This window comes from Micromonospora sp. NPDC005806, from assembly GCF_042871425.1.
Classification (GTDB): Bacteria; Actinomycetota; Actinomycetes; order Mycobacteriales; family Micromonosporaceae; genus Micromonospora.
Map to the genome: position 1 here is coordinate 11,247 of NZ_JBIAIL010000033.1, position 22,522 is coordinate 33,768.

A 22,522-nucleotide genomic window follows, 5' to 3' on the forward strand; every position below is an offset into this window, starting at 1 on the left:
GCTCGCGCTGGCGGCCACGCTCGATCAGCCAGAGCGCCAGACCTGGTGGGAGCGTGAAGGTAGCCAGCAACAGCGAACTTGCCGCTAAGTCGCCGCGCCGTAGCAGTTCGGGAGGGAAGAGGATCAGGCTCGTCGGTATCACCAGCACGTGACAACCAACAGCTCCACGACCTGCTCCCAGCGCTTGCGATCGCGCCGTCCTATAGCACCGGCCGGACGGCCTGGGCTGCGCCTCTACAAGCCGATCAGGCTGGAGGGAATTCACCGGCCTCTACCGTCGCCCGTCGGGGTAACGCGACCGACCCGCCAGGCAACGGCAGGACATCCGTATCCGCCAGCACTGCTGGCTGGTACGAATGCTTCAGCGGCCGACAAAAGCGGCAGAAGCGGGGCGAGACAATGACCAGGAGTAGGGCAGGAGAGCTGCTGCGGAGGCCCGAGGAACCGCGGGCGGGATTCCTGGAGTTGTTCTTCGACCTGGTCTTCGTCTTCGCGCTCGCAAAGCTCTCGCAGGGACTGGTGGAGCATCTGACCTGGAGCAACGCCTTTCAGACGCTGGTGTTGCTGCTCGCCCTGTGGCAGGTCTGGACCCGTACCGCCGGGCTCACCGACCGGTTGGACCCGCAGCAACCGCCGGTGCAGGTGCTGGTCATGGCGACCATGTTCGGCACCCTGGTGATGGCGGCGGCGGCGCCTGAGGCGTTCGGCGAGCGAGGCCTGGTCTTCGCAGGCGTGTGGGTCGCCGTCGAAGTCGGTCGCAACGTCATCCTGGTGCTCATCCTGTCGGGCCGAGAGACGCAGCGCCTGTTTGCGCGACTTCTCTTCTGGAGCGGTGTGTCCGCGGTGCCGTGGATCGCGGGCGCCGCCGCTGAGGACACGGGGCGGATCGTGCTGTGGACCCTGGGGGTGGCCGTGGATTACGGGGCAACCGCGCTCGGCTTCCCCACACCACGGCTGGGCCGCTCGAGTGCGGCGGACTACGCGATCTCTGGCGAGCACCTTGCCGAGCGCTTCCGGCAGCTGTTCATCATCGCGCTCGGCGAGCTGATCCTGGTCACCGGGCTGAGCTATAGCGGCAGCGGGTTCGGAGCCGACAGCACCGCCGCGGCGGCGGTGGCGTTCGCCACCACCGCGCTGCTGTGGCGGATCTACATCCACCGCGCCGGACAACTGCTGGCAGAAGCCATCGCAGCGGCCGCCGACCCGGTCCGCGTTGCCATCTCGGCGGTACTCGCCCACCTGGTGATGGTCGCCAGCATCATCGCCATCGCCGTCGGCGACGAGCTTGTCACCGAGCACCCGTTCGGGCACACCTACCCCGCCCTGACCGCCGTCATCCTCGGCGGACCTGCGCTGTTCCTGGCCGGACGCGCCCTCTTCGAGTACGGGGTGTTCAGCCGGGTGTCCCGCAGCCGGCTGATCGGGGTCGGTGTGCTCGCCGCCATCTCACCGACAATGAACTTCCTGCCGCCGCTGGTGGTCGCGGTCGCCGCTGCCCTCGTCCTGGCCGGCATCGCCGTATCCGACGCAGCCCGCGCCCGAGGACGCCCACCCGAGCCGCCGTCGCCACCCGCCTGAGCGACGTCTCGTAACTCGGTAGCGGCGTTGCCCGTGGCCGGGTTGGTGCTCACCAGGTCGGGGCGGTGCTCGGCGTTGAGGTGTTCCTTCCAGTACGGCAGCGGGCTGCCGTCGCGGTTCTCGCGGAGCGAGATGATCACCTGCGGGTTGCCGCGGTAGCCGCCGCCGGCCATCCCCGGCCGACCGGCCAGCTTCTGGTCGATCCCGCTGGTGCGGTAGACGATCGTGTCGTTGCGGGTGCCCGGCTGCGGGTCGCCGACGGCGATGACCAGGCGGGTGCTCGCGTCGATAGCCACCTGCAGGTTCATCGAGTACCGATAGTTCTTGCTCGACGCCGCGAGGCGGTGATCCCGGGTCGGGATCAGGGTGCCGTTGACGATGGCGATCTGGTCGACCGGTCGCCGGCGGACAGGGGTGAGGGCGGGGCACCCCGTTGCAGCCGACCAACCTCAGCCGCTCGTTTGCTCGGCTTCGGGAGACCGCCGGTCTGCCCGGTGTCCGGCTGCACGACCTGGGGCACACGGTCGTGTCGCTGCTGATGGAGCTGGGCGTCCCGCCGCACGTCGTCCAGGCCATCGCCCGGCACGCGGACGTGAAGATCACCCTCAAGGTTTACGCTCACGCCAACCTTGATGCGATGCGTCAGGCGCTCGGCAAGCTCGACGGGCGGCTGTCATGAGCCACGTTGCTGTCAGCGTTGCAGTCATCGGGCCGTCTCGCGGCGGCCACCGCCGCGAAATGCCTGATGGAGTTGGAGCCCCCGGCCGGGATCGAACCGGCGACATCTCGCTTACAAGGCGTTTCCGGCGAGAGCCGTAGCGTCCGCTGACGTCCACGGGGCCCGGCCCGGAGGCGACATCCGTTCGCGCTGGTCCGGCCCCGGCCGCCACCGTTGATGTCAACGGCTGATGTCAGGTCGCCGCTACAGTTCCGGCGTCGCTCAAAGCATCCATCGATGTCTGTCGAATTCAAACAGCCTCGTACGGGGGGCATGCAGGCACCCCCACGCTTGATCGGCGTGCTCGGGCATCAGCGCGAGAGGCGCGACTCAGGTCGGTTCCGCGTGGCGAACACGCCCCACGCGATCAGCCACGCCGGCAGGTACGGGCCGACCCAGTACGCCTTTGGCACTGGTGTACGCGGCGGGAAGAAGACCGGGGCAAGCTTGTCGGCCAACACGAAGCCGAACGCCACTGTCCCAGCGCCCACCAACGCAGCGGTCAGCGCCGCGAGCACGCGGTGGCGCTGCCAGCGATGCGCCGCCGCCCACGCCAGGGGTACAGCACCCGGCAGTGCGATGGCCAGCATGACGGCCAGGAACAGCAGGCCCACCCACCACGGCAGGTTCACCTCGACGTCGAAGAACATGCAGCACTATAGTGCTTCGCGTCAATCGACAGCCAGAGACCGTTCAGCACCAGTCAGTACAGGCTGATTGGGGGCAACTGCGCCAGACAAACATCAGTTCACCAACTATAGGTAAGCCCCGGCCGTCCCAGCCGGCCAGCGGGTCGGTCACCCTTTGTGACCTGGGCAGCCGTCGTCGCCAATGGTCGTCGTTCGTCACTACTGTCTGACGGCCGACGGCCTGGCGACGGCCTGGCTACCGTCTGATCCGCCCCTGGGGTCGGCTTGGGCCTGGTCCTCGCTGCCGACCCCGTTATTCCTCGGGCCATGAGTGGGGCTCGATCAACCATGGCCGGCCGAGGTTCTCGCGGTAGGCCACCTGGCCGGTCGGAAGGCTCGCCAGTTGAGCCACCGACGAGTTCCGCTCAACGACATGGTTGATACTCGTCACGACCACGGCGCCGGGTTGGTTCGGGTCGTTCACGCCGTCGCCGACGATCCAGGAGTTGTCGCCGGTATGGATGACCTCACGCGCTGGCTCTACACCTGAGCGGTTCGGGGTGTCCCGGCAGGCGGTGCACCGTTGGTTGGGCTGGTATCGCGATGAGGGCCTGGACGGGTTGGCGGATCGTTCTCACCGTCCGCATGCCCATCCGGCGCAGACCAGCCCGGAGGTTGAAGCGGCGATCTGTGAACTGCGCCGTGGGCATCCGCGGTGGGGTCAGCGTCGGCTGCAGTTCGAGCTGGGCCGTCTCGGCTGCCCTGGTCCGGTGCCGTCGCTGAGCACCATCTACCGGGTCCTGGTACGGCACCGCCTCATTGCCCCGGTCCCTCGTCGACGCCGGCGGGAAGATTACCGGCGTTGGGAACGGGATCGGCCGATGGAGCTGTGGCAGCTGGACATTGTCGGCGGAATCAAGCTGGCCAGCGGCGCCGAAGCCAAGGTCGTCACCGGCGTGGACGTCCACTCCCGGTTCTGCGTCATCGCCACGGTGGTCCGGCGGGCCACCGGCCGCGCCTTCGCCGAAGCGCTGCAACGGTTCGGGATCCCCGAGGAGGTGCTGACCGATAACGGCAAGCAGTTCACCGGCCGGTTCAACCAGCCCCGCCCGGCTGAGGTGATGTTCGAACGGATCTGCCGGGAGAACGGCATCGTGGCCCGCAACACCAAACCCCGCACGCCCACCACGACTGGGAAGGTTGAGCGGTTCCACCAGACCCTGCAACGGGAACTGCTCGACGACGTCGAGGTCTGGCCCGACCTGAAGGCCGTGCAGACGGCCGTGGACGGCTTCCGCGCCGAGTACAACACCAACCGGCCCCACCAATCCCTGGACATGGCGTTCCCGGCCGACCGGTTCACCGCCCGCCCCACTGACAGGCAGCTGCCGTTGCGGCTGCCGCCCACCCTGGCCACCGCCGCGCCAGTGGCCGCACCCCGGCCCGCACCGCCAACGGAGTCGCAGGATCCGCCGGCCCTGCCCGCCCCGATGATGCTGTCGACCAACGGCGCCGACCCAGTCAACCTGGCCGTTGAGATCACCCGCACCGTTCCCGCCTTCGGCAACCTCGCCGTCTGCGGGCAACAGTTCTGGCTCGGCCCAGCCAGGGCCGGACTCACGATCGGCCTATGGGCCGACACCACCGTCGTTCACCTGCTCCTCGACGACGTCCGTCTCAAGACCGTCCCCTCCCGACTCACCCCCACCCACCTGCGTCAACTCCTCGCCGACGGCGGCCACCCCGCCGGACTGCCCCCGATCACCGCCGGCCCGATCAAGCCGGGAGCTCCCGTCGAAGTCGACCGGCTCGTCAACGCCACCGGACTGATCAGCCTCGCCGGCCGGCAACACCCCATCGGCTACCACCTCGCCGGCCGACGCGTCACCATCCGCCTCGACCGCGGCGTCCTGCACCTGCTCGACACCGACCGAACCCTGCTACGCAGCCTGCCCAACCCGCTCACCCCACAAGAACAGGCCCGCATCCGCGACGCCCGCCCCGCCGGACCCCCACCCACCCAGGCAACCCAGCCACTCCGCGTCGAACGACGCGTCAGCAGCCACGGCACCCTCGTCATCGCCGGCCAGAAAATCCACGTCGGCATCGGCCATGCCGGCCGAACCGTCACCGTCGGAGACGCCGACACCACCGTCCGCGTCCACGACGGCGACCAACTCCTCACGGAAGTGCCTCGCACGACCACCAAGCCCGTCGCCCGGTTCAAGGTCCGCAAGCGCGAACCGCCACGACTCACCCCCGCGCCCCGGCCCACGACATGCAACCCTGACCGCCATGCAAGACCCCGACTCCGATCTCCTCGCCACCATCACCGCCGCCTCATCGCCACGATGGTCTGACCGAGCGAAGGCCGGCCACGACCTCGCCCGCCGAGCCGAACGCGACGACATCGCCGAACTACTGCTGCGCCTGCTCCTCGACGAACACGACACGGCCGTCACCGACGCGACCAGCCACGCCCTGCTGCGACGCGACGACACCCACGGGGTCCGGTTGGTCGCCCAAGCCGTCGCCGGCGCCAACGACGAACAACTCGATCACGTCTACGCAGCCCTCGGACAGCATCTACTGCCCGACGGCCCAACCGATCGCTTCATCACCCTCTGCTCAGAGCTGATCCAGGACCCCAACCCAACGGTCAGGAACGGAACCCAGCGGCTCCTCACCTGGATCAAACCGTGGGCACCGTCGGCATAACCGCCCCGGCTACCCGCACGATGGAGAACTTGGTCTAGCGGGACGTGTTACGGATCAGGTGACACTGATCCGTAACGCATCTGGAGCCCGACAGGCCGGCAAGCCGGCAAGCCGGCTGTCCGGTCTCAGGACCTGCGTGACAGATTCGATCAGGACCTGGGTAACACTCCGCCGCCTGTGGCACTGGCCCGACGCCTGACGAAGGTCGACGAGCTGATCAGAACCGGCGACGGCTGGAAGGAACCAGTCGCCCGCCACGGGGCGTGGCTGTTCGACCCCAGGCCGCAGCGGCACATCCACGTCCACCAGCACTGCCGGGTGGTACGACTGTTTCAGAGGCTGACAGAAACGGCAGAAACGGGGCGAACCGATGACGGGTGGCGCAGCCCGGGTGGTGCGAGCTCCGGAGGAGCCTCGGGCGACGTTCCTGGACCTGTTCCTCGACCTGGTGTTCGTCTTCGCGCTCCTCCGGCTCTCGCAAACGCTGCTGGAGCATCTGAACTGGAGCGGCGCCTTCCAGACGCTGGTGCTGCTGCTCGCCGCGTGGCGGGTGTGGTCCGCGTCGTCGGAGGTAGCCGACAGGTTCGACCCGCGGCGGCCGGCGATACAGGCGCTGGTCATCGGGTGCATGTTCGGCAGCATGGTGCTGGCGACCGCCGTGCCTGAGGCGTTCGGCACACATGGCATGGTCTTTGCTGGCGCGTACGTCGCCGTCCAGGTCGGTCGCGCCCTGTTTCTCGTGATCGCTACGCGGGGCGACGAGCGGCAGCGTCCCGAGATGCGGGTGTTGTTCTGGTTCGGCGTGTCGGCGGTGCCGTGGCTCGCGGGCGCCGCCGTGCAGGGTTGGCCGCGTGTGGTGCTGTGGGCGCTGGCGGTGGCCATGGACTACACGGTGCTCAGACTCGGCTGGCCCACGCCGAGGCTGGGCCGCGCCAGTGCGGCGGAGTTTTCGATCTCGGGGGAGTTCCTGGCCGAGCGGCACCGGCAGTTCTTCATCATCGCGCTCGGCGAGCTGATCCTGGTGACGGGGCTGGGGCTCAGCGGCGATGGGTTCGAGGCTGACCGCAGCACGGCGGCCGTGGTGGCATTCGCGACCACGGTGCTGCTGTGGCGGATCTACATCCACCGTGCCGGGGAGGTGTTGGGCGGGGCCGTTGCCGCGGCCCCTGATCCGCTCCGCGTTGCCGTGTCGGCGGTATACGCCCACCTGGTCATGGTCGCCGGCATCGTCGCGATCTCCGTCGGCGACGAGCTCGTCATCGAGCACCCGTTCGGGCACACACCACCGGCGTGGGTCGCCGTCGTACTCGGCGGACCCGCACTGTTCCTCGCCGGACGGGCCATCTTCGAGTACGCGGTGTTCGGCCGGGTGTCCCGAAACCGCGTGGCCGGGGTCCTCGTGCTCGCCGTCATCTCGCCGGCAACGATCTTCCTGCCGCCGGTGCTGGTCGCCGCCGCCGCTGCTCTCGTCCTGGCCGGAATCGTCGTCACCGACGCAGCCCGTGCCCGACGACGCCCACCCCAGGAGCCGTCACCACCTGGTTAGCCGGAAGCGTCACTCACGTCCCGAGACTGTTCTGTCACGCAGGTCCTGAGACTCGGCATCACCGGCAGCCTCCCGTCCGGTTACCCAGTTGCGGGCATGCCGGGCGGGTTTTGGCCAGTGTGGGTATGGAGCCCCCGGCCGGGATCGAACCGGCGACATCTCGCTTACAAGGCGAGTGCTCTGGCCAGCTGAGCTACAGGGGCGCGTGGTGTCGGGGTCAGCATAGCGACTGACGTCCGATAATCCCGCTCTGCAGCGCTCCCGAGCACGGAAAGCGTCAATTTCCTGACCTGACGACCTACGGATCGGTACCGAACGGCCCGGAGGACCGTGGAGATTGGTGCCTTGTCGTGGCCACGTGACCGGAATGCGTATGCCCTCCGTCCCAGCCGCTGCTCCTCGTCTTGGCAGGGTCGGAAAACCCGTTTACCGTGCAGTGACACGGACGACACTCCGGTCGGCCTCGGCTGCCGGGCGACGGCCCGTTGACCGGCACCGTGGGTGCCGGTCGCTCCTTCACTCGGATCGTCCGGCACGTTCCTGCCGGTGAAAGGAAGCGCTCCACCATGGCTACGGTCACCTACGCGAAGGCATCCCGGATCTACCCGGGCACCGAGCGCCCCGCGGTCAATCAGCTGGACCTTCAGATCGGCGACGGGGAGTTCCTCGTCCTGGTCGGCCCGTCGGGTTGCGGCAAGTCCACCAGCCTCCGGATGCTCGCCGGCCTGGAGGATGTCGACGACGGCGCCATCTACATCGACGACCGGGACGTCACCCACCTGCCGCCGAAGGCCCGCGACATCGCGATGGTCTTCCAGAACTACGCCCTCTACCCGCACATGACGGTGTACGAGAACATGGCGTTCGCGCTCAAGCTGCGCAAGACCTCGAAGTCGGAGATCGACCGCCGGGTCAAGGAGGCGGCGGCGCTGCTCCAGCTGGAGGACTTCCTCGGCCGCAAGCCGAAGGCGCTCTCCGGTGGCCAGCGCCAGCGGGTGGCCATGGGCCGGGCGATCGTCCGCGAGCCGCAGGTCTTCCTCATGGACGAGCCGCTGTCGAACCTCGACGCCAAGCTGCGGGTGCAGACCCGTACGCAGATCGCCTCGCTGCAGGCCAAGCTGGGCGTCACCACCGTGTACGTGACCCACGACCAGGTCGAGGCCATGACCATGGGCCACCGGGTCGCGGTCATGCTCGACGGCGTCCTCCAGCAGGTGGACACCCCGCGGGCGCTCTACGACACCCCGGCCAACGTCTTCGTCGCCGGCTTCATGGGCTCCCCGGCCATGAACATCAAGACCGTGCCGCTGACCGAGAAGGGCGCCGAGTTCGCCGAGCTGCAGGTGCCGCTCACCCGCGAGCAGGTCGAGGCGGCCCGCGCCGAGGGCGGCGACGGCAAGGTGACCGTCGGCTTCCGCCCGGAGGACTGCGACCTGGTCAGCCCGACCGAGGGCGGCATGCCGGTCGTGGTCGAGCTGGTCGAGGACCTCGGCTCCGACGCGAACGTCTACGGCCACGCCGCGCTCGGCGGCAACTCCGAGCGCTTCGTCGTCCGGACCGACCGCCGCTCCATGCCGAACATGGGTGACACCGTGTTCGTCAAGCCGCGCGCGGGCCGCAGCCACGTCTTCCACGCGGCCACCGGCAACCGGATCTGACGTACGGAAAAAGGGGCGGTCCGCCACGGCGGACCGCCCCTTTCGTGTCTTCCGAGGGTGACTACGCCTCGACGGAGCGACGGCGGGCGACCTCGGCGAGGGTGACCGCGGCGGCGACGCTGGCGTTGAGCGACTCGACGTCGGAGACCATCGGGATACTCACGGTCAGGTCGCAGGTCTCGCCGACCAGCCGGGACAGCCCGCGCCCCTCCGAGCCGACCACCACGACCAGTGGGCCGACCGCGGCCTCCAGGTCGTACAGGTCGGTCTCGCCGTCGGCGTCCAGGCCGACCACGACGAAGCCGGCGTCCTTGCACGCCTTCAGCGACCGGGTCAGGTTGGTGACCTGGGCGACCGGCACCCGCGCGGCCGCGCCGGCGCTGGTCCGCCAGGCGGTCGCGGTGATCCCGGCGGCCCGCCGCTCCGGCACGAACACACCCTGGGCGCCGAACGCGGCGGCGGACCGGATGACCGCGCCGAGGTTTCGCGGGTCGGTGACCCCGTCCAGCGCGACCAGCAGCGGGGCGGCCTGCTCCAGCGCGGCCGCCATCATGTCCTCGAACGGCTCATAGGCGAACGGCGGCACCTGGAGACCGACGCCCTGGTGCAGCACCCCACCGGTCATCCGGTCCAGCTCGGCGCGGCTGATCTCCAGGATCGCGATGCCCCGGTCGGCGGCGGTCCGGACGATCTCGTTGACCCGATCGTCGATGTCGATGCCCTGGGCGGTGTAGAGGGCGGTCGCCGGCACCTGGGCGCGCAGCGACTCGAGCACCGGGTTCCGCCCGACCAGCAGCTCGGGGCTGTCCTTGGCCGGCGTGGACTTGCGGCCCGGGGCGACCCGGGGACCACCCCGGCCAGGCGCCTTGCCCTTGCCGCCCTTCAGCGGGACGCCCGCCCGGCTGCCCTTGCCCCAGGTGGTGTCCTTGGTGCCCGGCTGGCCGATCTTGGGCGCACGCCCCTCCTCAGCCGCCGCGCGGCGCTCCTTGTCCTGCTTCCAGGCGGTGCGTTGGGGCAGCTTCTCGGTGCCCGAGTACGCCTTGTGCCAGGGCCGCTCGTCGGCGGGCAGGGTGCGGCCCCGCCCTGCCAGGGCGTCCCGGCCCTTGCCGCCGGAGCCCTTCGGGGCGCCCGCCTTCGGCGTCAGCCGTCGGCCACGGCGCTGCGAGTTGCCGGCCATCAGTCCTGCTCTCCAATAGTCCAACGGGGGCCCTGGGGGGTGTCCTCGACCACCACGCCGGCCTGCTTGAGCTGGTCGCGCACGGCGTCGGCGGCAGCCCAGTCCTTGCGGCTGCGGGCCTGGGCGCGCTGCTCCAGGGCGAGCGCGATCAGGGAGTCCACCACGCCGCGCAGGTCGCCCACGCGGCCACCGCCGGTCCAGACCGGGTCCAGGGGGTCGACGCCGAGGATATCCAGCATCGCCCGGGCGGCGGCCAGCGTCGTGCGGACGGTCACATCGTCGCCTGCGGTCAGCGCGGTGTTGCCCTCCCGGACCACCTCGTGCAGCACGGCCAGGGCGGCCGAGGTGTTGAGGTCGTCGTCCATCGCCGCGACGAAGCCGGCCGGCAGCTCGCCGAGCGGCCCGGCGCCGATCCGCTCGGCGGCCCGCTGCACGAAACCCTCGATCCGCCGGTAGGCGACCCCGGCCTCGCGCAGCGCGTCCTCGGAGTAGTCGATCCGGGACCGGTAGTGCGCGGCGGCGTAGTAGTAGCGCAGCTCCACCGGGCGCACCCCGAGGGACGCCACGTAGTCGAGGTCGAGGGTGTTGCCCAGCGACTTGCCCATCTTGGTGCCGCCGATGCCGAGCAGACCGTGGTGCACCCAGTAGCGGGCGAACGGCAGGTCGGCCGCCTGCGACTGGGCGAGCTCGTTCTCGTGGTGCGGGAAGGTCAGGTCCAGCCCGCCGCCGTGGATGTCGAACTCGGCGCCCAGGTAGCGCCAGCACATCGCCGAGCACTCGATGTGCCAGCCGGGCCGACCCCGGCCCCACGGCGACGGCCAGTAGGCGTCCGCCGGCTCGTCCGGCTTGGCGCCCTTCCACAGGGCGAAGTCGCGCGGATCGCGCTTGCCCCGCTCGGGGGCGTCCCCGGCGGGCTGCATGTCCTCCGGCGACTGCCCGGAGAGCGACCCGTACGCCGGCCAGGAGGCCACGTCGAAGTAGACGTCGCCGGAGCCGTCGGTGGCCGGGTAGGCGTGCCCGGTCTCGATCAGCCGCGCGATGAGCTGGTGCATCTCCGGGATGTGCCCGGTGGCCCGCGGCTCGTACGTCGGCGGGAGCACGTTCAGCGCCCGGTACGACTCGGCGAGGATCTGCTCGTTGACGTACGCGATGGACCAGAACGGCCGACCCTGCTCCAGCGACTTGACCAGGATCTTGTCGTCGATGTCGGTCAGGTTGCGGATGAAGGTGACCTCGAAACCGGACGCGATCAGCCAGCGGCGCAGCACGTCGTAGTTGACGCCGGAGCGAAGGTGGCCGATGTGCGGCGGGGCCTGGAGGGTGAGACCACACAGGTAGACCCCCACCTTGCCGGCTTCCCGCGGGACGAAGTCCCGCACCGATCGGGTGGCGGTGTCATACAGGCGTAGTGTCACCGTATAAGGGTAGCCGTCCGCACATTTAGAGGTCGCCCGGAGCCGGGCCGTACGCTGCGTGCTGTGGACACGGCGGCGCGCGCACCGGAGACGGCCCAGACCCTGGAGCGAGGGCTGCGCCTGCTGCACCTGGTCGCGGACACACCCGGCGGGCTGACCGTCACCGAGGCGGCGAACCGGCTGGGCATCGGCCGCGCGGCGGTCTACCGGCTGGTCGGCGCGTTGACCGGGCACGGCATGCTGCGCCGCGACGGCGAGGGCCGGCTGCGGCTCGGCGTCGGCGTCCTGCACCTGGCCCGGCGGGCCCAGCCGCTGCTCGCCGAGGGGGCGTTGCCCGCGCTGCGCCGGCTGGCGGAGCAGGCCGGCGCGACGGCCCACCTGACCGTGGTGGAGGGCGGGGAGGGGGTGGCCCTCGCGGTGGTGGAGCCGAGCTGGACGTCGTTCCACGTGGCGTACCGGACCGGGTCCCGGCACCCGCTGGAGCGGGGGGCGGCGGGACGGGCCATCCTCGCCGGTCGGGCCGGACAGGCCGGGCCGGTGAGCAGCACCGGTGAGTTGCAGTCCGGGGCGTACGGGGTGGCCGCCCCGGTGCTCGGGGTGGCCGGGCTGGAGGCGAGCGTGGGTGTGGTCGCCCTCGCCCCGCTCGACGTCGCGGCGGTCGGCGCCCAGGTGAGCGCCGCTGCCGACGCCGTCGCCGCGGCCCTGCGCTGACCGCTCCCGGAGGCGGCACCACGCGTCCCCGAGGGGCGCTGACCGGGTCGACCCGTCCGCTACAGCGTCGCCGTCCGGGCTGTTCCGGCGAGCGCGGCGAGCGCCGCCCAGTCTCAGGTCAGCGCCGGCTCGTCGGCCCGCTCCTCGACCGGTTCGGGACGCCTGCCGCGCAGTTCGTCCAGCCGCACCACGGCGACCCCGACCACGATCAGCGCCCCGCCGAGCAGCTGGACGGCGGTCGGCAGCTCGCCCAGCACCAGCCAGGCGATCAGCACCGCGAACATCACCTCGGTCAGCCCGACGAAGGACGACAGCCGCGCCCCGAGCAGTCGGGCCCCGGCGACCCCGGTCAGGTACGCGACCACCGCGGCGATCAGCGACAGGCCGGCGATCGGCACCAGCCAGCTCATCCGGTGCCCGGCGAAGGCTACGTCCGCGGTGCCGGCCCGCAGCGGGAGCGCCCCGACCACCCCGAGCACGAGCAGCACCAGGGCACCGACGGCCATGCCACCGCTCGCCATCACCACGGACGGCAGCGCGGCGTCGACCCGGCCGGCGATCACGAAGTAGCCGGCGAGGCCGACCCCGGCGCCGAGCCCCCAGAGCACCCCGACCGGGTCGAGCCGGCCGGCGCCGGTCAGGTCCAGCACGAACACCAGTCCGCAGAGGGCGGTCAACGAACCGGCGACGGTGAGCAGCCGGGGCCGCTGGCCGTGGACCAGCCACATCCAGCCGACCACCAGGACGATGCCGAGGTATTCCAGCAGGAGCGCGACGCCGACGGGCAGGTAGCGGACGGCGTTGAAGAAGCACGCCTGGGCCAGCGCCACCCCGAGCAGCCCGAACACGACGATCGTGCCGGCGTTGCGCCGGAGCACCGGCCACCGCCCGCGCAGCGCCAGCAGGGCCGGCAGGGCCAGCACCAGCGCGGCGACGCCGACCCGGGCCAGCACCACCGCCTCGGCCGACCACTGACCGGTGATCAGCGGGCGGGCGAAGGTGCCCGAGGTGGCGAAGGTGAGCGCGGAGAGCAGGGCGAGGCCGAGGCCGACGCCGGGCCGTTCACGCATCGACAACTCCTTGGTCCGACCGACCGGTCATCAGTCAAAAGCGGTTATGCTGATGACGCTAGGCCAGCACCCTGACAGGAGTCAAGTTGCTCTTTGCCCATGACACCGAGTGCGCCCTGGTCGCCGTCGCGGCGCTGGTCAACACCGCCGGCCCGGACCGGGAAGGACTGCCCGACGTGGCCGCCCTCGACCGGTTCTTCACCGCGCACGCCTGGACCGGCCGGTACGAGCACACCGCTGCCGAGCTGGGCGAGGTCCGCGCCCTGCGCCCCCGACTCCGCCGGCTCTGGGACGCCGACATCGACGAGGTGGTGGCGATCGTCAACGGACTGCTCCGCGAGTCGCACGCGCTGCCCCAGCTCATCCGGCACGACGACGAGCCGTACCACCTGCACGCGGTGCCGCGGGACGCGCCGCTGGCCACCCGGATGGCGGTCGAGGCCGCCATGGCCATGGCCGACCTGGTCCGCATGGGCGAGCTGGGCCGGTTGCGCAGCTGCGACCACCCGGACTGCGACAACGTGCTGGTGGACCTCTCGAAGAACAGGTCCCGCCGGTTCTGCGACGCCGGTTGCGGTAACCGCGCCGCCGTCACCGCCTACCGCGCCCGCAGGGCGGCGTCCCACTCCTGACGCACCGACGGCCACTCATCCCGGCGCAGCTCGTACTCGACCTCGCCGTGCTCGGTCCCCGGGATCGGGTCGTCGAAGGTCAGGTGGAAGGTACGCAGGTACCGCAGCCCGGCCCGCGCCATCACCGCTCGGGACCGGTCGTTGACCGCCATCGTCTCCGCCCACACCCGCCGCACGCCCACCACGTCGAAGGCGTGCCGGACCAGCGCCCGGGCTCCCTCCGTGGCCAGGCCCCCGCCCCAGGCGGAGCGGCGCAGCCGGTAGCCCAGCTCCGCCTCCGTGCCGTCGGCGGAGGGGTCGAGCGCGAGCCAGCCGAGGAACCCGTCGGTGATCCGGTCGAGCGCGGCCCACCGGCCGAGGCCGGGATGGCGGGCATACTGGCCCAGCAGGAGGGGCAGGTGCTCGCCCCGGACCACCTCGGCCGAGGTCGGGCGGCCGCCCGTCAGAAAGCGCATGACCTCCGGATCGCTGTCCAGCTCCACCAGGTGGTCCACGTCGTCCATGGTGAACCGGCGCAGCCGCAGCCGCCCGGTCTCCAGCACCGTCCCGCCATCTCCGCTCACGGGCGGATCATGCCGGCCGGACCAGGCCCGGGTCGACCGGATATCCCGGCCAGCGGTCAGCGCGGCCGGGACGGCCCCGACTCAGGGGTGGGTCATCCGGAGCAGGTCGAGGGCCTCGTCGAGCTGGGCCTCGCTGAGCTTGCCCGAGTCGACGTGCCCCCGCGAGATCACCACCTCACGGATGGAGGTCTGCTTGGCCAACGCCTCCTTGGCGATCGAAGCGGCCTCGTCGTACCCGAGGTGGCGGTTGAGCGGGGTGACGATCGACGGCGAACCCTCCGCGTACGCCAGGCAGACCTCGGCGTCCGCGACCACGCCGACCACCAGGCGGTCGGCGAAGAGCCGGCTCGACGCGGCCAGCAGCTTGATCGACTCCAACAGGTTGCGGCCCATCACCGGGAGCATCACGTTCAGCTCGAAGTCGCCCTGCGAGCCGGCGAACGCCACCGTCGCGTCGTTGCCGACCACCTGGGCGCAGACCTGCCGCATCGCCTCGGCGACCACCGGGTTCACCTTGCCCGGCATGATCGACGAGCCGGGCTGGAGGTCCGGGATGCGCAGCTCCCGCAGGCCGGCCCGCGGGCCGGAGCCCATCCAGCGGATGTCGTTGGCGATCTTGTAGAGGCCGACCGCGATGGTGCGGAGCTGGCCGGACGTCTCCACCAGCGCGTCCCGGGCACCCTGCGCCTCGAAGTGGTTCCGCGCCTCGGTCAGCGGCAGGCCGGTCGAGGCGCGGAGCCGCTCGATCACCTGGGCCGCGAAGCCGAACGGCGTGTTGATGCCGGTGCCCACCGCCGTGCCGCCGAGCGGCAGCTCGGCCAGCCGGGGCAGCGCGGACTCCAGCCGCTCGACGCCGTAGCGGACCTGGGCGGCGTACCCGCCGAACTCCTGGCCCAGGGTGACCGGGGTGGCGTCCATCAGGTGGGTACGGCCGGCCTTGACCACGGTCTCGAACTCGGCCGCCTTCTCCTCCAGCGCCCCGGCCAGGTGCTTCAGCGACGGGATCAGGTCCTCCACCACGAACTGGGTGGCGGCCAGGTGGATCGACGTCGGGAAGACGTCGTTGCTGGACTGCGAGGCGTTGACGTCGTCGTTCGGGTGGACGTTGCGGCCCAGCTCGCGGCTGGCCAGGGTGGCGATCACCTCGTTGGCGTTCATGTTCGACGACGTGCCGGACCCGGTCTGGAAGACGTCGACCGGGAACTGGTCGTCGTAGCCGCCGTCGGCGACGTGCGCGGCGGCGGTGGCGATCGCCTCGGCGACGTCCGCAGCGATCACCCCCAGCTCGCCGTTGACCTGGGCGGCCGCCCCCTTGATCTGCGCCAGGGCCTTGATCTGGGCCGGTTCGAGGCCCCGCCCGGAGATCGGGAAGTTCTGCACCGCGCGCTGGGTCTGCGCCCGCCACAGCGCCTCGGCGGGCACCTCCACCTCACCCATCGAGTCGCGTTCGATCCGGTAGCCGGTCGCCTCTGGAGTCGTCACGCGTACCATCCTGCCGCGCTGGCCGCCGGTGCGCAGGGAAAGTTGGGGGCGCTCCGGGCCTTGATCAGCCCAGCTCGGCCAGCAACTCCTCGGTCCGCCGCTGATCCGGGGACTCGATCTGGCGGAACACGGCCAACGCCCGGCTGGCGTACGTCCGGGCCTGGCGCGTATCGGTGCCGCGCAGACAGTGGGCCATCCCGTCCAGCGCCCGGGCCTGCTCGTAGCGCGCACCAAGCCGGGTGGCATCCGCGAGCACGCGGCGGTGCAGGTCCAATGCGCTGGCCAGGTCCCCCTGGTCGAGCAGCGCCCGGGCCAGCAGGTTACGCGAGGCGCACTGTCCGACGTGGTCCCCGGCGTCGGTCATCGCGGCGAGGGCGGCGCGATGGCGGGCGGCCGCCTGGTCCGGGCGGCCCGCCTCGCGTTCCAGCGCGCCGATCTCGTTGAGCACCTCGCCCTCACCGAACCGGTTGCCACTGCGCCGCTTGAAGGTGAGGGACACTCCCAGCAGCCGCCGGCCCGGCCCCCGGTCGCCCATCCGATGCCGGATCATCCCGATGTGACCCACCGCGTTCGCCACCTGCCGCAGGTCGCGATGCTGCCGCGCCAGCAGGAGGTGGTTCCGCGCCACCCGGAGGGCCTCGTCGTAGCGGCCCCAGGAGAGCAGGGTGAAGGAGAGATTGTTCAGCATGGTGGCCATGCCAATGGACTGGTCGTCCGGCCGGGTGAGGTCGATGGCCCGGTCCATGTACTCCTTGGCCGGGCGGTAGTCCCCGTACGCCAGGTAGGCCACGCTGAGGTTGCCGAGCGCGTTCCGCACCTCGCGACGCAGCCCGAGGCGCCGGAAGTGCACGAGTGCGAGTTCCATCAGCCGGATCGCCTCGGCGAAGCGGGCCAGCCGGTAGTGGGCCGAGGCGAGGTAGTTGAGGGTCATCGCCACCGCCTCCTCGTCACCGATCCCCTCGGCGGCGGCGAGCGCGATGTTGTGCGTCTCGATCAGCTCGTCCAGGTGTCCACCAGCGAAGTGGGCCCACCAGGTGGCCCGGGCGAGCTGCCAGGAACGCCGGGGAAAGCCCTCGGTATGGGCAATCCGCACCAGGGCGGTCAGCGTCGCCAGGTTCTCGCCGAACCAGGCGCGCCCCTGGGCCGCGCCGGCCGCCACCAGGTCCGGCCGCGTCGGCTCCGGCAACCGTTGCAGGTCGCCACTGTCCGCCAGCTCGACCGTCCGGGCGACCGCGGCGGCCACGTGCAGGTGATGGTCCAGGAGCAGCTCCAGCGCCTCGTTGCGCTCCAAGGCGTGGTCCGGCTGGGCGAGCAGCCGGCGGGCGTACTCGCGGATCAGGTCGTGCAGGCGGTAGCGACCCGGTTCCGCCTCCTCGACGAGGTGCGCGTCGACCAGCTCGTCCAGCAGGTCCTGGGTCTCCGCCAAGGGGAGATCGGCGAGGGCGGCCGGCACCCGGTTGTCGAACCGTACTCCCGGGTGCAGGCCGAGCAGCCGGAGCAGCCGCTGGGCGCGCGGTGACACCTGGGCGTACGACAGCGCGAAGGCCTGACCGACGGAACGCTCACCGGCCTCCAGCTCGGCCAGCGGGTCCGGTCCGGCTGCCAACCGTTCGGCCAGGTCGGCGATCCGCCAGCGCGGACGATGAGCCAGGCGGGCCCGGCCAGCCGGATCGCCAGCGGCAGGTGCCCACAGCGACGCGCCACCTCCGCCGCGGCGGCCGGCTCGGTCGCCACCCGGTCCGCACCGGCGATCCGGCCGAGCAGCTCCACTGCCTCGTCGTGATCCAGCACCTCCAGTGACGACGGCCGACCGTCGTCGAGCCCGACCAGTCGGCGGCGGCTGGTGACCAGAACAAGGTTGTCCGGCCCGTTGGGCAGCAGCGGCACCACCTGCGCGGCGCTCGCCGCATTGTCGAGCACCAACAGGACCTGCCGGCTGGCCAGCTCGGTACGCCACATCGCCAGCCGGTCGTCCAAGTCGAGCGGCACCTGTTCCGCCGGCACGCCGAGCTGCCGCAGCAGGGCGGCCACCGCCGCGGCCGGGGCCAGCGGTCGGCGCTCACTGTGCCCGTGCAGGTCGATGAAAAGGTGCGCGTCCGGATAGCGGTCGCCGAGCGCAGTCGCCACGTGGACGGCCAGCGTGGTCTTGCCGCTGCCGGCCATCCCGTCCACGAGATGGATGCGGGCGCCGTCCTCTTCGATCTCCTTCACCAGCCGGTCCACGGTCTGCTGCCGGCCGGTGAAGTCGCTGATCGCCCGGGGTAGCGAGCGGACCGGCACGACCGCCCGACTCTCCGGAGCCCCCAACGCCAGGTCACCCGCGAGCACCCGCTGGTGCAGTTCCTGCAGCGCCGTGCCGGGCTCGATACCCAACTCCTCGGCGTAGATCCGGCGGCCCTCCCGGTAGACGGCGAGTGCGTCCGCCTGCCGGCCGACCGCGGAGAGCGCGAGCATGAGCTGGCCGCGCAGCCGCTCCCGTAGCGGGTTCCGTTCGACGTTCTCGGACAGCTCGTCGATCAGGTCGGCCGCCTGATGCAACCGCAGCTCGACCTCGACGCACTCCTCCAGCACGGCGAGGCGCTGCTCGTCGAGGGCCTGCGCCCGGCGGCGAACATTGCGGCTGGCGATCCCGCTGAGCGCCGGGCCCCGCCAGAGCGCCAGGGCGGCACGGAAGTGCCGGCGTGCCTCGGTCGGCTGCCCCGCGGCGACCGCAGCCCGGGCGGCCTCCACGCCGCGGGCATAGACCTCGGCGTCCAGGTCGGCCGGCTCGACCCGGATGCCGTAGCCGACCGGATCCGTGACGATGATCTCCGGGCCCAGCCCCAGCCTGGCGAGCCGCTGCCGCAGTCGCGACACACAGATCTGGAGCTGGGTCCGGGCGGTGGCCGGGGGCCGCTCCTCCCAGACCGCGTCGATCAGCTCCTCGACGGGCACCACCCGGCCTGTGCGCAGCAGCAGCATGGCGAGCACGGTCCGGTCTCTACCTGCGGTGACAGTGGCCTCGCCACCGCCGATCCGCAGTGGTCCCAGGATCCCGAACCGCATCTGCCCCCCGCACGCCGCCACCACTTCCAGCAGAGTAACCCGCGGGTAACTCGTCGACGCCGGGAGGCGATAGCGATCTGATAGCGGATCGACAGCGCCGACCCCGACACTCGTTCCGGGTTGTCGGTGACGACATCCGACGGGGGCGGTGCGCCCGCCCCGGGGAACTCTCCGGGCGGGCGCACCGATGTCGATCACGGGCTCACCTGTCTCCCGTCCCCCGCGCGCGACCCGAATAGCCGACGCCTCCGTTGCTCGATGAACTTAAGATCATGACACCTTTCCGCACGTCACTCGGAGGTGTCATGTCGATTCGACACGGGGGCTCGGCGCGCCGGGCGGCCACGACGGCCGGCGCTCTTCTCCTGGCCACGGGCGGCCTGGTGGCCGTGACCGGGCAACCGGCAGCGGCGATGATCCACTACGTCACCCCGACCAGCGTCACGTGGACCGACGCGCGGCAACCGACCAGTTCCTTCTCCCCTTCCGACGACACCGTCCCATTGGGCACGTGGGACTCCGACGGGGACAAGCACACCGCCCGGGCGTACTTCACCTTCGACCTGACGCCCTACCGGGGACAGCGGGTCGTCTCGGCCCGCGGCATCACCGGCGAGACGACGGTCAACGACTGCGACAAGCCGCGCGAGATCGAACTGTGGCGGACCGATCCGCCCGCCGGCACCCCGACCTGGAACACCGCGCCGAAGGCACGGGAGAAGGTAGCGGATGTCGCCTACCCCAACCTGCCCTGCGGGAGCAGTTTCATCGGCGTGATGATCACCGAGGCGGTGCGCCAGGCGGTCGCGGACGGGCAGGACCAGCTCACGCTGATGGCCCGGATCGCCGGCGACCACGAGGCGAGCAAGCACTACGGCCGCCGGATCAAGAGCCTCGGGATCTCCCTCGACCACAACACGCCGCCGAACGTTCCCGACCAGCTCACCGTCGAAGGCATGGCGTGCGACAGCCCGCTGACGATCCGCATCACCAGGCCGATCCTCCGGGCCGCGGTGTCCGACCCCGACGTCGACGAGACCGGGGGCCACGACCAGGTGGCGGCGACCTTCGCCTGGTGGCCGGTCGACCGGCCCGCTGAGCGGACGGAGGCGACCCTCGACGGCCAGTCCAGCCCGTCCCGGTACGGGTACCAAGTTCCGGCGGACAAGCTCACCCACGGGAACACCTACGCCTTCTCGGTGCGGGCGTCCGACCAGTACGACCGCTCGGACTGGTCGCCGGAGTGTCGGTTCACCGTCGACACGGTCGCGCCGGCCGCCCCGACCGTCTCCTCCACCGACTACCCGGAGCAGGGCGACTGGCCGGGCACCGGCGGGCCCGGCATCCCGGGCAGCTTCACCTTCACCGCGGACGCCGACGACCTGGCGGGCTTCAGCTACGGCGAATACGGTTCGGCCACGCACTTCGTCCCGGTGGACGCATCGGGCCGGTCGGCGACCGTGAGCTACGCGCCCCAGCAGGACGGACCGAGGCGGCTCTACGTGCAGAGCGTCGACCGGGCCGGGAACGCCTCCGAGGGCACGTTCTACGGGTTCATCGTGCGTTCCACCGCGCCGACGATCACCGACGAGGACCCGGAGGCGCCGGCCGGTACGCCACGTAGGTTCACCTTCGCCCCGAACATGGAGAACGTGGTCGAGTACACCTACCGGCTCAACGACGGCGAGGAAACCACCGTCCGCGCCGACGCGGACGGCACCGCGCGGGTGACCATCACGCCGGCGGTCTCCGACGTGTACTTCCTGTACGTCCGCAGCAGGACCGCGGACGGACTGCCCTCGGGCGAGGCCTGGACCTTCCTCTGGGTGCCGGAAGCGGGGTGACGACGAAGGGGCGCCGGGCGGTCAGCCCGGCGCCCCTTCGGCATCCACCGGTCAGCGGCGGCCGACGGTGAGCACCGGCTTGGTGACCTCGGCGAAGAAGTCGTTGCCCTTGTCGTCGACGACGACGAAGGCCGGGAAGTCCTCCACCTCGATCTTCCAGACCGCCTCCATGCCCAGCTCGGGGTATTCGAGCACCTCGACGTGCTTGATGCAGTCCTGGGCGAGCCGGGCGGCGGGGCCGCCGATCGAGCCGAGGTAGAAGCCACCGTGCTGCTGGCAGGAGCGGGTGACCTGGGCGGAGCGGTTGCCCTTGGCCAGCATCACCATCGAGCCGCCGGCCGCCTGGAACTTCTCCACGTAGGCGTCCATCCGGCCGGCGGTGGTCGGGCCGAACGAGCCGGAGGCGTAGCCCTCGGGGGTCTTGGCCGGGCCGGCGTAGTAGACGGCGTGGTCGCGCAGGTACTGCGGCATCGGCTCGCCCGCATCCAGCCGCTCGGCGATCTTGGCGTGCGCGATGTCCCGGGCCACCACGAGCGGGCCGGTCAGCGAGAGCCGGGTCTTCACCGGATATTTCGACAGCTCGGCGCGGATCTCGTCCATCGGCCGGTTGAGGTCGACGCGGACGACCTCGGAGGTGTCCAGCTGCGCGTCGGTGATGTCCGGCAGGTAGCGCGCCGGGTCGGTCTCGAGCCGCTCCAGCCAGACGCCCGACGGGGTGATCTTGGCGACTGCCTGCCGGTCAGCCGAGCAGGAGACGGCGATGGCGACCGGGCAGGAGGCGCCGTGCCGGGGCAGCCGGACCACCCGTACGTCGTGGCAGAAGTATCGGCCGCCGAACTGCGCGCCGATGCCGAAGTTGCGGGTCAGCTCCAGCACCTCGGCCTCCAGCTCCAGGTCCCGGAAGCCGTGCGCGCTCATCGAGCCGGAGGTGGGCAGGGTGTCCAGGTACTTCGCGGAGGCGTACTTGGCGGTCTTCAGCGCGTACTCGGCGGAGGTGCCGCCGATCACGATGGCCAGGTGGTACGGCGGGCAGGCCGAGGTGCCGATCAGCCGCAGCTTCTCCTCCAGGAACTGCATCATCCGCGTCGGGTTCAGCAGCGCCTTGGTCTCCTGGTAGAGGTACGACTTGTTGGCCGAGCCGCCGCCCTTGGCCATGAACAGGAACTTGTAGGCGTCCGGGTGCCCGTCCGGATCCTCGGCGTAGAGCTCCACCTGGGCGGGCAGGTTGCTGCCGGTGTTCCGCTCCTCCCACATGGTCAGCGGGGCGAGCTGCGAGTAGCGCAGGTTGAGGCGGGTGTACGCCTGGTAGACGCCGCGCGAGACGGCCTCGGCGTCGGTGCCGTCGGTGAGCACGTGCCGGCCGCGCTTGCCCATCACGATCGCGGTGCCGGTGTCCTGGCACATCGGCAGCACGCCGCCGGCGGCGATGTTGGCGTTGCGCAGCAGGTCCAGCGCGACGAACCGGTCGTTCGGCGAGGCCATCGGGTCGTCGATGATCGACCGGAGCTGGGCCAGGTGCGCCGGGCGCAGGAAGTGCGCGATGTCGTGCATCGCCTCGGCGGTCAGCGCGGTCAGCGCGGACGGCTCCACGGTCAGGAAGCGACGGCCACCCGGGCCGTTGACGACATCGACGCCCTCGTCGGTGACCAGGCGGTACTCGGTCTGGTCGGGACCGGTCGGCAGCAAGGGGGCGTACGAGAACGCGGCGGCACTGCTCATGACGGAAAAGCCTAGGC

Annotated in this window: 16 protein-coding genes, 2 tRNA genes and 2 pseudogenes; 9 read left to right on the top strand and 11 right to left on the bottom strand. The window is 71.1% G+C overall.

The features are described from left to right. Positions 1-399: 399 nt before the first annotated feature. Positions 400-1,578 carry a low temperature requirement protein A gene (locus ACFYOS_RS27255; RefSeq protein WP_387147449.1) on the top strand — a complete coding sequence of 393 codons (1,179 nt, stop codon included), beginning with the start codon at positions 400-402 and terminating at the stop codon, positions 1,576-1,578. 62 nt (positions 1,579-1,640) lie between these two features. Here ACFYOS_RS27255 and ACFYOS_RS27260 read toward each other — a convergent pair. Further along, a pseudogene (locus ACFYOS_RS27260) lies at positions 1,641-2,000 on the bottom strand (IS5/IS1182 family transposase); the annotation flags it as partial. A gap of 11 nt (positions 2,001-2,011) precedes the next feature. Here ACFYOS_RS27260 and ACFYOS_RS27265 point away from each other — a divergent pair. Further along, the gene (locus tag ACFYOS_RS27265; protein ID WP_387147452.1) at positions 2,012-2,257 is read left to right on the top strand and encodes a tyrosine-type recombinase/integrase; all 246 of its coding nucleotides are present in this window, start codon (positions 2,012-2,014) and stop codon (positions 2,255-2,257) included. A 73-nt stretch (positions 2,258-2,330) separates the two neighbouring features. On the opposite strand, the gene ACFYOS_RS27270 is transcribed toward ACFYOS_RS27265, so the two are convergent. Both ACFYOS_RS27270 and ACFYOS_RS27275 read right to left on the bottom strand, forming a co-directional pair. Next, positions 2,331-2,420: transfer RNA gene (locus tag ACFYOS_RS27270), tRNA-Thr, on the bottom strand. A 187-nt stretch (positions 2,421-2,607) separates the two neighbouring features. After that, positions 2,608-2,946: a hypothetical protein gene (locus ACFYOS_RS27275; protein WP_387147455.1), complete on the bottom strand. Its 339-nt coding sequence runs from the start codon at positions 2,944-2,946 to the stop codon at positions 2,608-2,610. A gap of 416 nt (positions 2,947-3,362) precedes the next feature. Between ACFYOS_RS27275 and ACFYOS_RS27280 the strand changes: the two genes are divergently transcribed. The 3 genes from ACFYOS_RS27280 to ACFYOS_RS27290 all read left to right on the top strand — a co-directional run bounded on the left by ACFYOS_RS27280 (position 3,363) and on the right by ACFYOS_RS27290 (position 7,189). Beyond that, complete coding sequence (locus tag ACFYOS_RS27280) at positions 3,363-5,285, top strand: IS481 family transposase (RefSeq protein ID WP_387147458.1); 1,923 nt, start codon at positions 3,363-3,365, stop codon at positions 5,283-5,285. Further along, a complete protein-coding gene (locus ACFYOS_RS27285; protein WP_387147461.1) occupies positions 5,221-5,643 on the top strand; it encodes a hypothetical protein in 423 nt (140 codons plus the stop codon). The genes ACFYOS_RS27280 and ACFYOS_RS27285 overlap by 65 nt, the downstream gene beginning before the upstream one ends. Before the next feature lie 370 nt (positions 5,644-6,013). After that, positions 6,014-7,189 carry a low temperature requirement protein A gene (locus ACFYOS_RS27290; protein ID WP_387147464.1) on the top strand — a complete coding sequence of 392 codons (1,176 nt, stop codon included), beginning with the start codon at positions 6,014-6,016 and terminating at the stop codon, positions 7,187-7,189. Between the two features lie 126 nt (positions 7,190-7,315). Here the strand turns inward: ACFYOS_RS27290 and ACFYOS_RS27295 are convergent. Then, positions 7,316-7,392: transfer RNA gene (locus tag ACFYOS_RS27295), tRNA-Thr, on the bottom strand. Positions 7,393-7,755: 363 nt separating this feature from the next. On the opposite strand from ACFYOS_RS27295, the gene ACFYOS_RS27300 reads away from it, so the two are divergent. Then, the gene (locus tag ACFYOS_RS27300) at positions 7,756-8,847 is read left to right on the top strand and encodes an ABC transporter ATP-binding protein (protein ID WP_387147466.1); all 1,092 of its coding nucleotides are present in this window, start codon (positions 7,756-7,758) and stop codon (positions 8,845-8,847) included. Between the two features lie 61 nt (positions 8,848-8,908). On the opposite strand, the gene rlmB is transcribed toward ACFYOS_RS27300, so the two are convergent. Both rlmB and cysS read right to left on the bottom strand, forming a co-directional pair. After that, complete coding sequence (rlmB, locus tag ACFYOS_RS27305) at positions 8,909-10,024, bottom strand: 23S rRNA (guanosine(2251)-2'-O)-methyltransferase RlmB (protein WP_387147469.1); 1,116 nt, start codon at positions 10,022-10,024, stop codon at positions 8,909-8,911. Continuing rightward, positions 10,024-11,439 (bottom strand): cysteine--tRNA ligase, encoded by a 1,416-nt coding sequence (gene cysS, locus ACFYOS_RS27310; RefSeq protein WP_387147472.1) that lies wholly within the window; start codon positions 11,437-11,439, stop codon positions 10,024-10,026. The genes rlmB and cysS overlap by 1 nt, the downstream gene beginning before the upstream one ends. Before the next feature lie 63 nt (positions 11,440-11,502). On the opposite strand from cysS, the gene ACFYOS_RS27315 reads away from it, so the two are divergent. Continuing rightward, a complete protein-coding gene (locus ACFYOS_RS27315; protein WP_387147475.1) occupies positions 11,503-12,150 on the top strand; it encodes an IclR family transcriptional regulator in 648 nt (215 codons plus the stop codon). Between the two features lie 113 nt (positions 12,151-12,263). On the opposite strand, the gene ACFYOS_RS27320 is transcribed toward ACFYOS_RS27315, so the two are convergent. Then, a complete protein-coding gene (locus tag ACFYOS_RS27320) occupies positions 12,264-13,220 on the bottom strand; it encodes a DMT family transporter (RefSeq protein WP_387147478.1) in 957 nt (318 codons plus the stop codon). Positions 13,221-13,306: 86 nt separating this feature from the next. On the opposite strand from ACFYOS_RS27320, the gene ACFYOS_RS27325 reads away from it, so the two are divergent. Then, positions 13,307-13,852 (top strand): CGNR zinc finger domain-containing protein, encoded by a 546-nt coding sequence (locus ACFYOS_RS27325; protein ID WP_387147481.1) that lies wholly within the window; start codon positions 13,307-13,309, stop codon positions 13,850-13,852. Here the strand turns inward: ACFYOS_RS27325 and ACFYOS_RS27330 are convergent. The 3 genes and pseudogenes from ACFYOS_RS27330 to ACFYOS_RS27340 all read right to left on the bottom strand — a co-directional run bounded on the left by ACFYOS_RS27330 (position 13,819) and on the right by ACFYOS_RS27340 (position 18,942). Next, entirely contained in the window at positions 13,819-14,415 is a 597-nt protein-coding gene (locus tag ACFYOS_RS27330) for a GNAT family N-acetyltransferase (RefSeq protein WP_387147484.1), read from the bottom strand. The genes ACFYOS_RS27325 and ACFYOS_RS27330 overlap by 34 nt on opposite strands. Before the next feature lie 81 nt (positions 14,416-14,496). Beyond that, the gene (locus ACFYOS_RS27335) at positions 14,497-15,906 is read right to left on the bottom strand and encodes a class II fumarate hydratase (protein WP_387147487.1); all 1,410 of its coding nucleotides are present in this window, start codon (positions 15,904-15,906) and stop codon (positions 14,497-14,499) included. A gap of 55 nt (positions 15,907-15,961) precedes the next feature. Next, positions 15,962-18,942 (bottom strand): annotated as a pseudogene (locus ACFYOS_RS27340) (BTAD domain-containing putative transcriptional regulator). A gap of 305 nt (positions 18,943-19,247) precedes the next feature. Between ACFYOS_RS27340 and ACFYOS_RS27345 the strand changes: the two are divergent. Further along, a complete protein-coding gene (locus ACFYOS_RS27345) occupies positions 19,248-20,786 on the top strand; it encodes a hypothetical protein (protein WP_387147489.1) in 1,539 nt (512 codons plus the stop codon). 51 nt (positions 20,787-20,837) lie between these two features. Here ACFYOS_RS27345 and ACFYOS_RS27350 read toward each other — a convergent pair whose 3' ends face one another. Continuing rightward, positions 20,838-22,505, bottom strand: a complete 1,668-nt coding sequence (locus ACFYOS_RS27350; RefSeq protein ID WP_387147492.1) for a fumarate hydratase — start codon at positions 22,503-22,505, stop codon at positions 20,838-20,840. Between the last annotated feature and the right edge of the window lie 17 nt (positions 22,506-22,522).

Excerpts from the sequence above, each read along its gene's own strand:
- ACFYOS_RS27255 (WP_387147449.1), top strand. The coding sequence starts at position 400 with ATGACCAGGAGTAGGGCAGGAGAGCTGCTGCGGAGGCCCGAGGAACCG.
- ACFYOS_RS27275 (WP_387147455.1), bottom strand. The coding sequence starts at position 2,946 with ATGTTCTTCGACGTCGAGGTGAACCTGCCGTGGTGGGTGGGCCTGCTG.
- ACFYOS_RS27285 (WP_387147461.1), top strand. The coding sequence starts at position 5,221 with ATGCAAGACCCCGACTCCGATCTCCTCGCCACCATCACCGCCGCCTCA.
- ACFYOS_RS27290 (WP_387147464.1), top strand. The coding sequence starts at position 6,014 with ATGACGGGTGGCGCAGCCCGGGTGGTGCGAGCTCCGGAGGAGCCTCGG.
- ACFYOS_RS27300 (WP_387147466.1), top strand. The coding sequence starts at position 7,756 with ATGGCTACGGTCACCTACGCGAAGGCATCCCGGATCTACCCGGGCACC.
- rlmB (WP_387147469.1), bottom strand. The coding sequence starts at position 10,024 with ATGGCCGGCAACTCGCAGCGCCGTGGCCGACGGCTGACGCCGAAGGCG.
- ACFYOS_RS27320 (WP_387147478.1), bottom strand. The coding sequence starts at position 13,220 with ATGCGTGAACGGCCCGGCGTCGGCCTCGGCCTCGCCCTGCTCTCCGCG.
- ACFYOS_RS27335 (WP_387147487.1), bottom strand. The coding sequence starts at position 15,906 with ATGGTACGCGTGACGACTCCAGAGGCGACCGGCTACCGGATCGAACGC.
- ACFYOS_RS27345 (WP_387147489.1), top strand. The coding sequence starts at position 19,248 with ATGTCGATTCGACACGGGGGCTCGGCGCGCCGGGCGGCCACGACGGCC.
- ACFYOS_RS27350 (WP_387147492.1), bottom strand. The coding sequence starts at position 22,505 with ATGAGCAGTGCCGCCGCGTTCTCGTACGCCCCCTTGCTGCCGACCGGT.